This window comes from Paenibacillus sp. MZ04-78.2 (genome assembly GCF_024213375.1).
Classification (GTDB): domain Bacteria; phylum Bacillota; class Bacilli; order Paenibacillales; family NBRC-103111; genus Paenibacillus_G.
The window spans coordinates 213,582-229,449 of record NZ_JANAVJ010000001.1; the positions used below are offsets into that span (position 1 = coordinate 213,582).

Below are 15,868 nucleotides of genomic sequence, written 5' to 3' on the forward strand. Positions count from 1 at the left end.
TACGAAACTGATGCAGCAGCGGTTTCAAAAAAGTGAAAATCTTATTGCGTGGGTTCAAACCAATTGAGTTCTCTGGTGGCGATCAATCTCTTTTGCCCTTGGAACGAATCGTAGATATTGAGTTTGAATTTTTTCACATGGCTGATTTTAAATCTGAAGTCCCCATCCCTTACCTTTATTTCCAAATCCTTATGCTTGCCGACGATGACTTTGTCCTTCGGATCAAGCTGACCGTTGGCCGCGCCCTGTTTATCAGACATTTCCCCGTCGAAGTCTTTGAAATCAAATTCTTTATTGAATCTAATTTTTTGGTCCTCGTCATCAAGCTCAATGATCAGTTTACGTCCGTCCATGTTCGTGGTAATCATCAAATCTTTGATCAACTCGTAGTTAAATTTGAGATTTGCGCCTTCGTTATCGATTGAAGTGCGAATATCGCTAAGCGATAGCTCGTAAGGTACGAGATCTAAATTTTTGAAGTCTTTCTTGAGCGTAAAATTTTCTTGCGGCAGCCAATACGCTACCGCGTTGACATAAGCATCCGGTTTTTTATCCGCTTCGGTCAATTTGCCTTCAGTAACGGCTTCTCCGATGATCACGTTCATACCGGAGGTCGGGAACCCTTTGGAAACATTGGTCGAAAGCAGGAATAGCGCCTTTCCGTCGGGATTGACTTTCGACTTGATTTCCGAAATAGTCGCAGGATAATATCTTCCCTGGGCTGTCTTGAAATAACCTACCAGCTTCGAGATGTCCGATACTCTTGTTTCCAAATTGCCTACTTCGAGAAGGGCGGTAAACGTATCGGCCGTTTCTCCTGGATATGTGGTGACAGAGCGCACCTTGTAGCTTACGCTGCGACCCACGTTGTTCACTTTATAGGTTTCACCGAAGTTATTATAAGGAATATTCATCATCTCCGAGCGGTGTACAAATTCAAGCAAATCGCTCGCCGCCGTCTGCGGGTCTGTCTTGCCATCACCGCCACTGCTGCTCGTTTTCTCTTGCAGCACAAGCTTAACCTTGCCGAATTGCGACGTGTAAGGAATTTTACCGATAAGTTGGAATTGTGCTTCCGCATTCGGGGCCAGACCGATGACATTGTCCGTCCGGACCAGCTTCGCTTCCACCTTCACGTTGTCATCCAGCTTGAAGTACCCTGTCAGATCCGGAATCGGAAGCGCCTCCGGGCCTTTGTTGGAAAGCGTAAATCCTGCGGTCAAAATATCCTGGTCCTGCCAAGGCAGACGTTGGACCGTATTCAGCTTAGCCGTGTAAGTACCCGATTTGTTCGTGAAGCTAAAAGCTTTGCCTGTATCCACCCCGTCCTTATCCGATACGGCCGGTAAAGCGAAGAAGGCAATCGGCAGATTCCGCTTCAAATCCTGCGCGTCTTGAACGATCACGAGCTGCCAGCCTTCCTTTGAGACGGAAATGGGAACGGAGCCCGTAAGATCGATATCCTTGTTCGTTTGCGGATTGATGGTCAAATCTTTTACCGCCTTGGCGTCAAGCGGATACATGTACCCTTCGTTTGTGCGAATCAAATATTGATATCCGGGCACTGCTACGCTCTTCGAGCCTACGTTTTCCAGATTAAGCACGATAGTCGGAGTATAGTTTTTCTCGTTCTTGCTCATCAACACTTTTTTGATGCTGGCTTTGACCGGATTGTTTGCCATTTGAATCGTATGTGCTTTACCGGCCGGCGTAACGACGGAATAGTTGCCGGGAACGCTCACCTCTCCGATTTTTCGCTTAAAACCCGCCTCCGGTATGCTAAAGTCCCATTTGATAACTTCAAAAATAAGATCCTTCAAATCCGTCGATTCGTTCACCGTTGCGTAAAAGCTGATGTCTTGGCTCGATTTGGCCGGGATGCGGTTTTTATCCTTGTCCTGCGGCAGGACGCGAACGGAAATTTGGTTGCCGGTCTTCGTCCTCAGCTGCGGCCAGTAGTCGATGAACTGCAGGTCGGTCGTCCCTCCGTTGTGGACCCCCACGGTGAACGTCACGGTTTTGTTGCCTTGCTCCGGCATCATGACCACATTTTTAAGCTCGAAATAGCTGTTCGCGTTAAGATCTACCTGTCCGATCGCCGGTGCGGTCCCAGTTGAGACGGTCGCCGTTGTTCCCGAAGGCGGGTTCGTGCCGCCGCCCTCCGCCGCAAAGGCGGGGAGCGCGGACCCGAAGGTAAGTACGGCTGCCAGTAGAACTATGCAAGTTTTATATCGTTTGCGTTTGGAATTCATCTTGTTGTTCCTCCTTGTTGAGTTTCACTCCGAACGTACTGCCCGCATTCTTGCTGAGAAGGGACATCTTATCCCCCCTGCATCATCGAATCAAACTGAGCATTCGGATTTTCTTTAATTTTTTGCAGCATCGCGTCGCCTTCCGTCTGCCATTGCTTGAGCGCATCGCGCACTTGCTGCTTATTCTGCACGACTTGCTGGAATTTTTGGGAGCCGAGCCGTTCCACATCGTACAAGCCCGGTTTTTCACGATAAATCTTGTTGTCCCGGCTTGGCGCAGGAAGCAGTGTCGTGAACGCTTTGATATTGAACTCCGCACCGTCCTTCGGCTTGATGTATTTTTGACGGGACACCAGATTAGAGGAGGTGCCGGCTTTCAAGCGGGCCCAGTCCTCGCTGTTGATAAATTTGATGAATTTCCAGGCGTCCTCGGGGTTTTGCGCCTTGGCGTTAACGCCCATCAGACCGTCCAGACCGATCCTGCCGCCGTATTCCGGCGCTTCCTGATGCACAGGCACCGTAACGACATCCCAATCGAACGCAGTGAGGCCTTTGATGTTTGCCACGTTTTTCATGACGTTCGTATAATGGCTAATGTTGCTGTAGTCGATGATGGACATCGCTACACGTCCGGATAAGAAATCGTCGTAATCAAATGGGTTTTCGTTAGGCCCAGAGTTGCCCCGCTTGGAGAAGTCGATCGGCTCGGGCAAAATTTTCTCGGTTTTCAGCTGCAGCAGCGTTTTCCACACTTTTTCCCATTGATCGGAATCGACGGTCATCTTCTCGCCTTTATCGTCAAAAGTCTTAAGATCAAGCGGCGCCGTATACATACGCGTCGCATAGTAAATGTCATCGCCCATGTTCTCCGGCGTGAACGAGAAGCCGTACTTGCGGTTCTCTCCTTCCCCTTTCGCCAATCTGCGGGCCAGATCGAACGTTTGATCCCAGGTCATCTTGTCGGTCGGATACTGAACTCCGGCTTCATCGAACATTTTTTTATTGTAAATAAGTGCAGAGGAATAGAAGGTCGGCGCCAGCGCATAAATTTTGCCGTCGCCCGCCTTTTTAATGCCCTCGATGACTGCAGGAACGATATCGGACGTATCGAATTTGTCCTTCGCGATGTCCTGATCGAGTTGCTTCAACATATTGTTGCTGATCAAATCCGGCAGCTGCTCGTAGCCAACCATCACGACATCGGGCGGACTATCGCTAGTCATCACTTCTTTGAGCTTATCCATCGGATCTTTCGGCTTTTCCTTCGGATCCGGGCGTCCGCCATACATGTAACGGTCATCCGATGTCGAGATGAATTCAAACTTAATGTTCGGATTCGCGAATTCGAACAATTCGGTGAAGCGTTGGCGGAGATACTCATCGTTGCCATATCCCGTGGTTGCGATTCGAAGCACTTTCTCGCTTTTGCTGTCCCCGCTGCCGGATTTCGTGCAGGCAACCAGTGTCGGCGCCATCAAGCCGACGCAGAGCGATACGGCTACCGTCTTCTTAACATATTTCTGCATGTTCAGGATCCCCCCAGATTGGTTTTTATGTATAAATCCAGGTAATTGGTTGTTCACACTGACTTCTTACAATTTGCGGTTGCCGATCGTTCTTACTTGGTACAAGTTCGACAATTGGTTAACCTCATAGTGAGCGTCCTCCTCTGAGAAGGGACATCTTATCCCCCCTGCATCATCGAATCAAACTGAGCATTCGGATTCTCTTTAATTTTTTGCAGCAGCGCATCGCCTTCCGTCTGCCATTGCTTGAGCGCATCGCGTACTTGCAGCTTATTCTCGGCGACTTGCTGGAATTTTTGGGAGCCGAGGTGCTCCACTTGGTACAAGCCCGGTTTTTCACGATAAATCTTGTAGCCCCGGCTTGGCGCAGGAAGCAACGTCGTGAATGCTTTGATATTGAGCTCAGCACCGTCCTTCGGCTTGATGTATTTTTGACGCGATACCAAATTGTAGGTGCTGCTGCCTTTCAGCCGGGCCCATTCCTCACTGTTGATAAATTTGATGAATTTCCAAGCGTCCTCGGCGTTCTGGGCCTTAGCGTTAATGCCCATCAGACCGTCCAGACCGATGTTGCCGCCGTATTCCGGCGCTTCCTGATGCACAGGCACCGTAACGACATCCCAATCGAACGGAGTTAAGCCTTTGATATTCGCCGCATTTTTCATGACGTTCCTATACTGGTCAAGTTGATAGTAGTTGATGATAGACATCGCTACACGGCCGGATAAGAAATCGTCGTCCATGAACGGGTTGTAGTCTTCGTTAGATCCAGGATTGCGCCGTTTGGAGAAGTCGATCGGCTCAGGCATAATTTTCTCGGTTTTCAGCTGCAGCAGCGTTTTCCACACTTTTTCCCATTGATCGGAATCGACAATCATCTTCTCGCCTTTATCGTCAAAAGTCTTGAGATCAAGCGGCGCCGTATACATTTGTGTCGCATAGTAAAAGTCACCACCCATGCTGCGCGTCGAGAACGAGAAGCCGTACTTACGGTTTTCCCCTTCCCCTTTCGTCAATCTGCGGGCCAGATCGAACGTTTGATCCCAGGTCAACTTGTCGGTCGGATACTGAACTCCGGCTTCATCGAATATTTTTTTATTGTAAATAAGTGCGGAGGAATTGAAGGTCGGCGCCAGCGCATAAATTTTACCGTCACCCGCCTTTTTAATGCCTTCGATGACTGCAGGAACGATATCGGATGTATCGAATTTATCTTTCGAGATGTCCTGATCGAGCTGCTTCAGCATATTGTTGCTGATCAAATCCGGCAGCTGCTCATAGCCAACCATCACGACATCGGGCGGATTATCGCCCGTCATCACTTCTTTGAGCTTATCCATCGGATCTTTCGGCTTTTCTTTCGGATCTGGCCGGCCGCCATACATGTAACGGTCATCCGATGTCGAGATAAGTTCAAGCTTAATGTTCGGATTCGCGAATTCGAACAATTCGGTGAAGCGTTGACGGAAATACTCATCGTTGCCATATCCCGTGGTTGCGATTCGAAGCACTTTCTCACTTTTGCTGTCCCCGCTGCCGGATTTTGTGCAGGCAACCAGTGTCGGCGCCATCAAGCCGACGCAGAGCGATACGGCTACCGTCTTCTTAACATATTTTTGCATGTTCAGGATCCCCCCAGATTGGTTTTTATGTATGATCTAGGTTGTTAACGTCGACGCCAATAAGCTGGCGCTTAACGACAGCTGCACCGTTCTCCCGGCGCACTTGTTCATGTTTCAGATCCTCATCGGGTAATATGCTTCTCTCTGCTGCCCGCAATCCTTCGTGCTAATCCAGCGACTTCGGCGTACGTATAATAATTTTCTCGCCGTCGAATTCCATCGATGCCTTTCCTTCGATCCCGAGCGCCTGCAAATACGCCCTTGGAATTTGAAGCCGTCCCGCCCGGTCGAGCACGACATATTCTTCATGAACATCGTGAATCGATCCGTGCGATGCCGCCGCTTCGCCTTCGGCGTCCAAGTTCGGGTTGCGCTTGACGAATTCGGTGCTCGTCATCCCGTCGCGGATGGCGACGACGCGGTCTACTTTTCCAGCAAGTGCCATATCGTGGGTTACGATAACGATAGTCACGCCAAGCTCGGAATTCAGATGCCGGAAAATGTCCATGATCATATCCGACGTCCGCGTATCGACGGAACCGGTCGGTTCGTCAGCCAGAAGCAAGGACGGTCGATTCGCGAGCGCAATGGCAATCGCCACCCGCTGCTGCTCGCCGCCCGACAACTGCTGCAGCTTGCTGTTGATCCGCTCTTTGAGGCCGACCCACTCCAGCAGCTGCTTCGCATAGGCGCGGTCGTATTGGCCGCTGAGTATCATCGGCATTTCTACATTCTCGAGCGCCGTCAAGTAAGGAATAAGGTTGCGCGCATTGTTCTGCCAGATGAAGCCGACGGTTTTGCGCTTGTACTGCACCAGCTCGTCGTCCGTTATTTTCAGCAGGTTCCATTCGCCCACGCGCACCTGGCCGGCGGAGGGGCGGTCCAGCCCCCCCAGAATGTTCAATAACGTCGACTTGCCGCTGCCGCTGTTTCCGATGATCGCCATCATTTCCCCTTGGGCGACGGAAATGTTCAGCCCTGTAAGCGCAACGACCTCGATATCGTCGGTTTTGTATATTTTGACGAGTCCGTCGCAATGAATCACTGTATCATTTCTCCTCTCCCAGCTTCACAGCCTGGTGTACGCGCAGCCTCCTGATGTGAAGGAACAACAACCCGGCGCCGGTCAGCATCATAACGGCGATGACGACATACAGCTGATCGGTATCTCTCGCATCGAATATAACGCGGAACGGAGGCACCTGCGTCTTGACGTTGTCCGCGGTTTGCAGGAACGGCAGGAACAAGTAGCTTGTCAGTTTGCCGATGCCGAGACCGAGTCCAATGGCCAGACCGGCGGTAAACAGCTGCTCGAGCAGCAGCATGCCTGTAAGCTGTCGTCGCGACAACCCCATGGCGCGCAGCACACCGAACTGAACGACCCTGCTGGACAAGTTGAAAAACCAGTATAAAATGTAGCCGATCAACGAGACAAGAACGGATACGAGAAAGCCGAGGCTCAAGATGCCGAACACGCCGCCGCGCGCCGGATGCTTTTTCTGCGTGATCAGTTCGTTGCGGACGTCTTTGACGCTGGCAATGCCGATTTTCTTTGCTTTGAGCGCTTCAATGATCGGCGTTACCTTGGCTCCGTCTTTCATTTTCATCCATACATCATAAGGTGTAACAGGCGCCTGATCGAACACATAGTCGAGGTTAGCGATAAAAAACGGCGTCTGATCCGGATACTGGCTCGGCCAATAAGGCACGGTAGCTACCACGATAAACTCGACTGGCTGGCTGGAAACCGATATGCTGATCAAATCCCCCGATTTGATATGATGTTTATCTGCGAAAGAGGTCGGGATGATGACCGCCTGCTCGTATTGCCCCAACAAATTCAAGTAGTTGTAGGGATGCGTTTTGTACAAGTCTTTGCGGAACCAGCCCACCTTGGCGAAATCGACGTTATCGACGCCCATCAGCATGCCCTGTCCGAGAGACTTGCCGGAAACGACCACGTTCCCTTTCGATTGCAGCACACGGGCAACATGCTCGACGCCTTCCAGTTCCCGAAACACTTGGAACGGAGGCTCGATGTAACGCAGCTTCGGCGGCGGGCCTTCCCCCGGACCTCCAGGCTGACCGCCGCCTCCCTGACCGGGATTCTTGCCTCCGGCTCCGCCTTTCCCCTGTCCTTGGCCTTGTCCGCCCTTGTTCTGGTTAGACGTTGACGGCAGATCTTCGGCTACGGAGGTCCATTCCGCTCTCATAATAACATCGGTACCGTAGGCATAAAGCACCCGCTCGGTCGAGTTCAAATCGATCGTCCGAGCCGCAGAAGCGTTGTAGATCCCGAGCCCGAGCGTCAAAATGAGCAGCAGCATGAGCGGATAGTACGCCGTAGACGAACGCGAGAGCTGGGTCAGCGTCAGGTAGACGGGAACCGGAAGCAGCCTTTTGCCCAGCCAATTGCCGAAGCGAAGCAGCCACGGGAAAATGCGCAGGAAGAACAATCCAAGCGCAATGATCGACAATGCCGGAATAAAAAACAGCAGCGGGTTCACGCTCAACTGATCGGTCGTAAGCCCGGTCCGGCTGAATAAATCCTGCCGGTCGTGAAACAGGTAATACCCGTAGCCCACCAGACCGATCAGCACCACATCCAAAAACCAGCGCTGCCAAAACGGTTTTCGATCCGATCTGGCCAGCTTCTGCTTATAGCTGACGATGGAGGCTTTGGCGTAGACAATGGCCGGAATAATACTGGCCATCAGCGCAATTACGACTGCGCCCACGCCGTACAGCAGCGCTTCAGTCGATACCCCGACAGGTACCGCCTTGCGGTCGACGAACGACAGGAACCCGCTGGACGAACCTATGCTTTTCGCCATAAACCAGCCGAGAAGCGGACCGATGATCATTGCAACCGCACCGAGCAGCAGCCCTTCGAGCAAATAAATCCAGATGATTTGATTCGTACTGCCGCCCCGGCTGCGGATTACGGCAATGACGGTGCGCTGGCGGTCGAGCGATTGTCTCGCGTTCATGACGATATAATAGAACACCATGGCGATCATCGGCGCCGCCAATGTAAAGAGCAGCATTTGCAGCTGCAAGCTCTGCACCTTAAATTCCTGCAGCAGCGGGATAAACGAAATATCCACCCTTGTGTTCTTGAGCTTTTGGAACAAGACGATATCCAAACGTTCCAGCTTCGTCTGGAGCGAGGACAGCTGGCTTGTCTTGATTTCCCGCAAATCAAAGGCATAGTACCAATTAGATAAGCTAAGCGGGATTTTTTTGCTTTTCAGCACATAATCGTTAAAGCCGGCTTCGCTCATAAAAAAGGACGTAAGCAGGCCTTCCATGCCTTGATACCAATACTGATCGGTATCGTTCTTCGGCTTGAACGTTCCCGTCACCTTCACTTTGAGCGGGGCAATGCCGTTTCCGCCGCTGATCGGATAATTGAAGACGTCACCGATATGCAGGTCGTTGCGGAACATCGCTTCCTCGTGAATAACGGCTTCGATGATTCCGCCCTGCGGCTGCTCGGAGAACCACTGCCCCTGCGTCAGCTCGACTTGATCCTTCAAGCCGTTCTGAGCCATCAGCGTCATCTGCCGGCGTTTACTCGGATCGACCTTGCTGGTATCCTCGGGCGTAATTTGCGAGCCGCGAATGGAATACGTCCGTACATATGCCTGATACGGGAACGCAATGTCCTTGGGCAAATCTTCCTTTATGTACTGGTCAACGTCAGTGAGCGCATTCAGATCGGCTTTTTCGTTGCCGGACGCTTGATACCGGATCATGACGGCGCCAGCGGAAAGCCCGTTATTCTTCTCCTCCAGCGATTTCGACACGACGCGCTTGAGCGAGCCGTCGGAATACATCGGGATGCTGGTCGTAAAAGCGACGGCCATAATGAGGCCGGCGAGCGTGCTGAGCGTCAGCCAGCGCGTGTTCCACATTTTACGGAATAAAAACCGGAGCATCGCCATTAGCGTCCCACTACTTTCTGCCCTGCCGTGAGACCTTTCACAATCTCTACAGCCGTCGACGTCTGCAATCCGATTTCGACGTCCACTTCGCGCTTGTTGCCTTTATCGTCCACAACCTGCACGTAATTGCGGCCCGCATACGAACGAAGAGCGGCAGGCGGAATCGTAACCGCGTTTTCCTTGCGCTGGGTAATAATTTTCACGCTGAGCGGCGTTCCGTGGGAAAGCCCCTCGGGAAATTGGTCAAGCTGGATCAGCAAATAGTTGTCGATCGAATCCGCCTTTTTCTGCTGGCCTCCGCCCTGGCCCCCGCTGTTCCCGTTGTTATTGTTCTCGGCCTTCGGATTCGGAAGCTTCGACACTTTGCCTTTGACCTTGCCCACGCCGTTGATGTCCGCAACGACCTCCATGCCAATGGCTACTTTCGACAAGCTGTCCGCGCTAATGGTTGCAGCCACCGTAAGCTGAGACAAATCCGCGATTGTGGCGACCGCATCGTAAGCCCTGGCCGTATCCCCTTTTTTCATATAAACCGAAATAATCGTACCTGTATAAGGAGCCATCAGCTTGGCGCCGGCAATCGTTTTTTCAAGCGTGGTTACTTCTTCCTTTTTTAATTCAAATTCGATTTTGTCCCGCTCCAGCTGCTCGGGGCCTGTCTCGTCGGCTTTGCGCAGCTTTTCGATCATACCTAACTCATCCTGGCGCGTCTGCAGCCGTTTCTGCCGCAATTTGTTCTCCTGCTCCGTGACGTCGAGATCGGCGATCAATTGCCCGCTCTCAACCTTGTCTCCGGTTTTGACCAAGAAGGATTTAATGCGCCGGTTGGCATCATCCGTAAAGTATAAGTCTTCTTCTACGGTCGACATCAGCTTCCCGGAGAGAGGAACGTCGAATTCCAGCGTCTCGGTTTTAACGACATACTCCGGTTTTTTGGATAGTTGGGGCGGGGTTATAGCCGGTATCGCTTCCTCCTCATCCTCCTTTGGCAGCAACGAGCATCCGGACGACAATGCGAGGGATGCGGCGATGCAAACGAGCAGCAATGGCCTGCCCGTTTTTTTAATTACTGATAAATTTTCCATCCACCATTTCGAATACACGGTCGGCAACCTCCATTATTGTCGGATCATGCGTTGTCATGCAAATCGTCATGCGTTCAGTACGGATAATATCCCGGAATACCGCCATGACTTGCGCGCCCATTTGTGAATCGAGCTCCGCCGTCGGCTCGTCGGCAAGCAGCAGACTGGGCTTGTGCGCGATAGCTTTGGCAATAGCGACACGCTGCTGCTCCCCGCCCGACAGTTCGAACGGACGATGATGCATCCGCTTGCCGAGGCCCACCAGTTCCAGACAATGGGTGACGCGGGGCTTCCACTCCGATCGGGGAACTTTCGCCATTCGCAGTGACAATTCCACATTTTCCCACGCGGACAAAAGAGGCATTAAAGCAAACGATTGAAAAATAAAGCCGAATTCTTTTCTTCTTATGTACGTCCGCTGATCGTCACTGCATTCATGGAACGGATATTCCTTGAACATGATTTGTCCCCGGTTCGGCTGGTCCAGACCGCCGATCATGTTAAGCAGGGTCGTTTTCCCCGAGCCGGATCGGCCTTTCAGCATAACGAGTTGCATCGGATACAACTCCATATCGATTCCCTTGAGCACATGAAGCTGTTGTCCTCCGACAGGAAATGAACGCTCCACTCCCGTTACGGTAAGGAGTGGGATACTCGTGTCAATGGGTGGTCTGGTATCGATCTGGACACCCTCACCGTCGCTTGCCGCAGCCGCTTCCCCGTCGGCCAAAGCTTCCGGCAGCCCGGCGCTGATCTCCTGCGGAGCGGCTGGCACGGCGGCTGCCGCTTCATTCTGCGCTTCGTTCTTAGGTTTGCGCAGCCATCGGAACATGTGGCCCCTCCTTCTAAGCGTTCTGTAAATCTGTAAAATCATGTAACGCTAATATAATAGACGCCTCTTAACACAAAAAAGTTACAAAAAAACTATAGTTTTTTTAGTTTTAAAGTGTTTTTTTTACGTTTTTCGACTGACGAAGCAGCTCCGGTACTTTAGTCAGGGTCCGAAAGTGCACAGGGCATAGTAAGCATGTTCGGTCATGCAAAATAGCCCCGCACGCAAATACTTTGCGTACGGGGCTGCTTCTTTTTCCCGCTTAGCGGGACCGGAACTTCTGCGAGTGCTCCTTCGCCTGCTCGACGGTCGTGATTCGGTTGCGCTGCCACTCCAGCAAGATCCGGTCGATGTACCGGAAATGCAGCTTGCCGGCGAACACCGCTTCCTTAAGACCGGCGAGGATAAGCTCCTCCGGATAGCGATCTTTGTCGATCCACCCCGATATCGACTCCAGCTCCATCGGAGTGAGCGGTCGACCAAATTCGTTTTCGAAAATCGAAAAAATATCTTTTCGCTCCGCTTTGCCCGTCCGCTCGGCCTGTTTCCTGGCCGCGAGCTCCGCCTGATGCTCCTCGATACGGCACTCGGCGAGCCGGTTCAGCAGCGGCCTTAAGTTATATGCTTCGCTGTGGACTCCCGTAACGGGATCTTCGATCTCGTCGATTTGCAGCAGCTGTTCCCGGATCAGCTTTTGCAGCACGGCAATCACTTTCTCCTGCGGCAGCGACATGCGGGCTTGAAGCTCTTCCAATGTCGGAAAATCTTTATTTTCCTTTTGTTTAAACGCCATGACATGAAGAATAAGCATCACGTCCGGCTCCATCAGCCCAAGCTGTTTGTAATATTTGAACAGCCAGTAGGGAACGTCGACGTTCCCGTCCTGCCAGCCCGCGAGCAGCACGGACGGCAGCTCTTTCGTGTCGTAATCGCTACGTCTCATGCCTACCCTACTTTCCACTTACAGACTCGCAAGAGTCGACTTCCGCATGCAGACCTTACGGGTACAAGCGGTACAGCAGCCGCGGGAACGGAATCGTCTCGCGAACGTGATCGAGCCCGCAAATCCAAGCGACTGTGCGCTCGAGCCCCAAGCCGAAGCCCGAATGCGGCACGGAGCCGTATTTTCGCAGGTCAAGGTACCACTGGTACGCTTCCTTGGACAGCTCGTGCTGCCGGAAGCGCTCTTCCATCAGCTCCGGATCGTCGATCCGCTGGCTGCCTCCGATAATTTCTCCGTAGCCTTCCGGAGCGATCAGATCCGCGCAAAGCACGACTTCCGGACGGGCCGGGTCAGGCTTCATATAGAAGGCCTTGATCTCTGTCGGATAATGCGTAATGAACACCGGCTTCTCATATTTCTCGGCGATAGCAGTCTCGTGAGGCGCGCCGAAATCTTCGCCCCATTCGAATTCGTGCCCGTTCTCTTGAAGAAACTTTACCGCTTCGTCGTACGTAATGCGCGGGAACGGCCCTACGACCTGCTCGAGCTTCGTCGTGTCGCGCTCCAGCGTCTCAAGCTCCTTGCGGCAGTTTTGCAGCACCGACTGTACGATGTGAGAGACGAACTGCTCCTGCACTTGCAGATTCTCCTCGTGCGTCACAAACGCCATCTCCGGTTCGATCATCCAGAATTCGATCAAATGCCGGCGCGTCTTCGATTTCTCCGCCCGGAAGGTCGGACCGAACGAGTATACCCGGCCAAGCGCCATCGCCGCAGCTTCCATATACAGCTGGCCGCTCTGCGTCAAGTAAGCGTCCTCGTCAAAATATTTCGTATGAAACAAATTCGTCGTTCCTTCGCAGGACGAAGGAGTCAAAATCGGCGGATCGACCAAATGGAAGTTACGCTCGTCGAAAAATTGCTGAATCGCCCGGATAATTTGCGCCCGGATGACCAGAATCGCCCGCTGCCGCGGCGAACGAATCCACAAATGGCGGTGATCCATCAGAAAATCGACGCCGTGCTCCTTGGGCGTGATCGGATAATCGGTTGTGACTTGAATAATTTCGACGCCGGTCACCGTCAGCTCGAAGCCGCCTTTGCTGCGCGTATCCTCGCGCACCGTGCCGGTGACGTAGAGCGAGCTTTCTTGCGTCAGCTTGCCCGTATCTTCCCACACCTGCTCCGGCACTTCGCTCTTGACAACGACGCCCTGTATAAAGCCGGAGCCGTCCCGCAGCTGCAGGAAACGGATTTTGCCGCTGGAACGGATGTTATGCAGCCAGCAGCCGATCGTCACCGATTCGTTTGTATGTTTATTCACATCCCCGATCATACACAGGTTACGGTTCATGAACATTCCTCCGCCTACTTATAAAATTGACCATCGTTCACTAGTTTACATCATTTCGCTCCAAAATCAACCTGTACGTATCTCGGGCGATAACAAGCTCCTCATTGGTCGGGATGACAAGCACCTGTACCCGGGAGCCCGTCGTCGTGATGGCGCGTTCTCCGGATTCGCGCCGTTCGTTCGCCGCTTCGTCCAGCTCCAGGCCGAGAAAGCTGAGATTGCGGCACACTGCGGCGCGCAGCGAAGCGGAATTTTCCCCGACACCTGCCGTGAAGACAATGGCGTCCAACCCGTTCATGGCAGCCGCGTAAGCGCCGATACATTTGCGCAGCCGGTACTCGTACATGTCGAACGCGAGCGCCGCATTGCGGTCTCCCGTCTGCCTTGCTTCATCAATCTCCCGCATATCGCTGCCGATACCCGAGATGGCAAGCAGCCCGCTGTGCTTGTTCAGCATCGAGTTCACTTCGCTGAGCGTCAGATCCTCCTTGCCCATCGTAAACGGGACGATAGCCGGATCGATATCCCCGCTCCGCGTTCCCATCATGAGCCCTTCCAGCGGCGTCATCCCCATGCTCGTATCGTAGGACCGCCCGTCCATCACCGCGGTGCAGCTCGCTCCGTTCCCGATGTGGCAGGTGATCAGCTTCAGCTCGCGTAGCGGCCGACCGAGGAACGCCGCGGCGCGCTCGCTCACATAAGCGTGCGAAGTGCCGTGGAAGCCGTAGCGGCGAATTTTATGCTTCTTATAGAGCACCATCGGGATCGGGTACAAATACGTCACCGGCGGCATCGTTTGATGATAAGCCGTGTCGAACACGACGGCCTGCTGCACATCCGGCATATTCGTTTCGACCGCCTGAATCCCGAGCATATGGGCGGGGTTATGCAGCGGGGCCAAGTCGAACAACCGCTTGATCTCCCGCTTTACCTCTTCGCTCACCAGCGCGGAATTGGAAAACGATTCGCCTCCGTGCACGACCCGATGGCCCACCGCGTCGATTTGCTGCGCCGATTCGAGCACCCCGTGGACCGGATGCACCAGCATGTCCAGCACCTTGCGGATCGCCGTCGTGTGCTCCAAAATTTCACTGACCTCACGCACGTCTTGCTTACCCTCCGGCTCAAACGTCAAGATCGCGGACTCTATCCCGATCCGCTCCACCCTCCCTTTGGCCAGCACGGATTCGTTCTCCATCTCGTAAAGCTGAAACTTAAGAGAGGAACTGCCTGCATTAATAACGAGTACGATCATATCCGGTCACCGTCCTTATCGTAGCGGAAAAAGCCATGTCCTGTCTTCGTGCCGAGATGACCGGCCCTTACCATCTGCTTCAGCAGCACCGCCGGCCGGTACTTCACATCCCCGAATTCCCGGAACATACGTTCCATCGCGGCCAATATCGAATCCAAGCCGAAGCGGTCTGCCATCTCCAGCGGCCCATAATGAAAATCATAGCCGATTCGCATCGCATTATCAATATCGTCCGCGCTGGCTACTCTCTCCGACAACGCGTGCATCGCTTCATTGATCAGCACGCAGATCAGACGCGTCGTGACAAAGCCCGGCGATTCGTACACCTGAATGCCGCGTTTTTGAATTGTTTCTTCAACGAACCCCCGGGTCGCTTCGAAGACATCCTCTCCCGTTTTCAGCGCCCGAATGATTTCCACCAAATGAATTTTCGATACCGGATATAAAAAATGAAGGCCGATGACGCGCTCCGGGTGCTGTGTCTCTGCCGCCAGTTCCGTCAGGCTGAGCGTAGACGTGTTGCTGGCGAGAATGATCGACGGCCGGCATACCTCGTCAAGTGTGCGGAATACTTCTTTTTTAATCTCGAGATCTTCCGAAACCGTTTCGATAACCATATCGCATTCGGCCAAATTGTGAATATTCGTTTCCTTCGCGATGCGCGAAAGAATCAATTTTTTCTCAACGGGAGTGATCGCCCATTTCTCCAACTGCTTGTCTAAGCTGATCTCGATTTGCTCCCAGGCCTGCTCCAGCTTTTCAGGCGTCCGTTCAAGCAGCATGACTTCCAATCCTTTGGCTGCCAACATTTCGGCAATACCTTGACCCATTGTTCCGGCGCCCACGACGCCGATTCTAGAAAAACTCATTTCTGTCACCCTCCCATCAGCTTCCAGTGATATTATACACAACCCTTCCGGCTTTTGAAAAAACATAGATCACACTTTTCACGAAATTTGTCGAAAGTTTTTGAACATTGTATGATAAAATGCGGCCGGACGATAAAAATAAGCCCGACCTTCTCTCTTATTCAAGAGTCAGGCCGGGCTATT

At 52.7% G+C, this 15,868-nt stretch carries 11 protein-coding genes; all 11 read right to left on the reverse strand.

The features are described from left to right. Positions 1-41: 41 nt before the first annotated feature. The 11 genes from NLX71_RS00975 to NLX71_RS01025 all read right to left on the reverse strand — a co-directional run bounded on the left by NLX71_RS00975 (position 42) and on the right by NLX71_RS01025 (position 15,685). On the reverse strand, positions 42-2,252 hold the full coding sequence (locus NLX71_RS00975) for a hypothetical protein (RefSeq protein WP_254361630.1): 2,211 nt from the start codon (positions 2,250-2,252) through the stop codon (positions 42-44). Positions 2,253-2,320: 68 nt separating this feature from the next. Then, complete coding sequence (locus NLX71_RS00980) at positions 2,321-3,778, reverse strand: ABC transporter substrate-binding protein (RefSeq protein ID WP_254361631.1); 1,458 nt, start codon at positions 3,776-3,778, stop codon at positions 2,321-2,323. Between the two features lie 158 nt (positions 3,779-3,936). Then, positions 3,937-5,400 (reverse strand): ABC transporter substrate-binding protein, encoded by a 1,464-nt coding sequence (locus NLX71_RS00985; RefSeq protein WP_254361632.1) that lies wholly within the window; start codon positions 5,398-5,400, stop codon positions 3,937-3,939. A gap of 166 nt (positions 5,401-5,566) precedes the next feature. Then, complete coding sequence (locus NLX71_RS00990; RefSeq protein WP_254361633.1) at positions 5,567-6,445, reverse strand: ABC transporter ATP-binding protein; 879 nt, start codon at positions 6,443-6,445, stop codon at positions 5,567-5,569. A 4-nt stretch (positions 6,446-6,449) separates the two neighbouring features. Continuing rightward, the gene (locus NLX71_RS00995) at positions 6,450-9,347 is read right to left on the reverse strand and encodes an ABC transporter permease (protein WP_254361634.1); all 2,898 of its coding nucleotides are present in this window, start codon (positions 9,345-9,347) and stop codon (positions 6,450-6,452) included. Continuing rightward, the gene (locus NLX71_RS01000; protein ID WP_309248914.1) at positions 9,347-10,450 is read right to left on the reverse strand and encodes an efflux RND transporter periplasmic adaptor subunit; all 1,104 of its coding nucleotides are present in this window, start codon (positions 10,448-10,450) and stop codon (positions 9,347-9,349) included. The genes NLX71_RS00995 and NLX71_RS01000 overlap by 1 nt, the downstream gene beginning before the upstream one ends. Next, positions 10,410-11,264: an ABC transporter ATP-binding protein gene (locus NLX71_RS01005; protein WP_254361635.1), complete on the reverse strand. Its 855-nt coding sequence runs from the start codon at positions 11,262-11,264 to the stop codon at positions 10,410-10,412. Before NLX71_RS01005 ends, NLX71_RS01000 begins: the two co-directional genes overlap by 41 nt. 262 nt (positions 11,265-11,526) lie before the next feature. After that, positions 11,527-12,207 (reverse strand): DnaD domain-containing protein, encoded by a 681-nt coding sequence (locus NLX71_RS01010; protein ID WP_254361636.1) that lies wholly within the window; start codon positions 12,205-12,207, stop codon positions 11,527-11,529. Positions 12,208-12,262: 55 nt separating this feature from the next. Further along, positions 12,263-13,561 (reverse strand): asparagine--tRNA ligase, encoded by a 1,299-nt coding sequence (gene asnS / locus NLX71_RS01015; protein WP_254361637.1) that lies wholly within the window; start codon positions 13,559-13,561, stop codon positions 12,263-12,265. Positions 13,562-13,601: 40 nt separating this feature from the next. Continuing rightward, positions 13,602-14,816: an acetate kinase gene (locus tag NLX71_RS01020; protein WP_254361638.1), complete on the reverse strand. Its 1,215-nt coding sequence runs from the start codon at positions 14,814-14,816 to the stop codon at positions 13,602-13,604. After that, on the reverse strand, positions 14,813-15,685 hold the full coding sequence (locus NLX71_RS01025) for a 3-hydroxyacyl-CoA dehydrogenase family protein (RefSeq protein WP_254361639.1): 873 nt from the start codon (positions 15,683-15,685) through the stop codon (positions 14,813-14,815). Before NLX71_RS01025 ends, NLX71_RS01020 begins: the two co-directional genes overlap by 4 nt. Positions 15,686-15,868 lie beyond the last annotated feature (183 nt).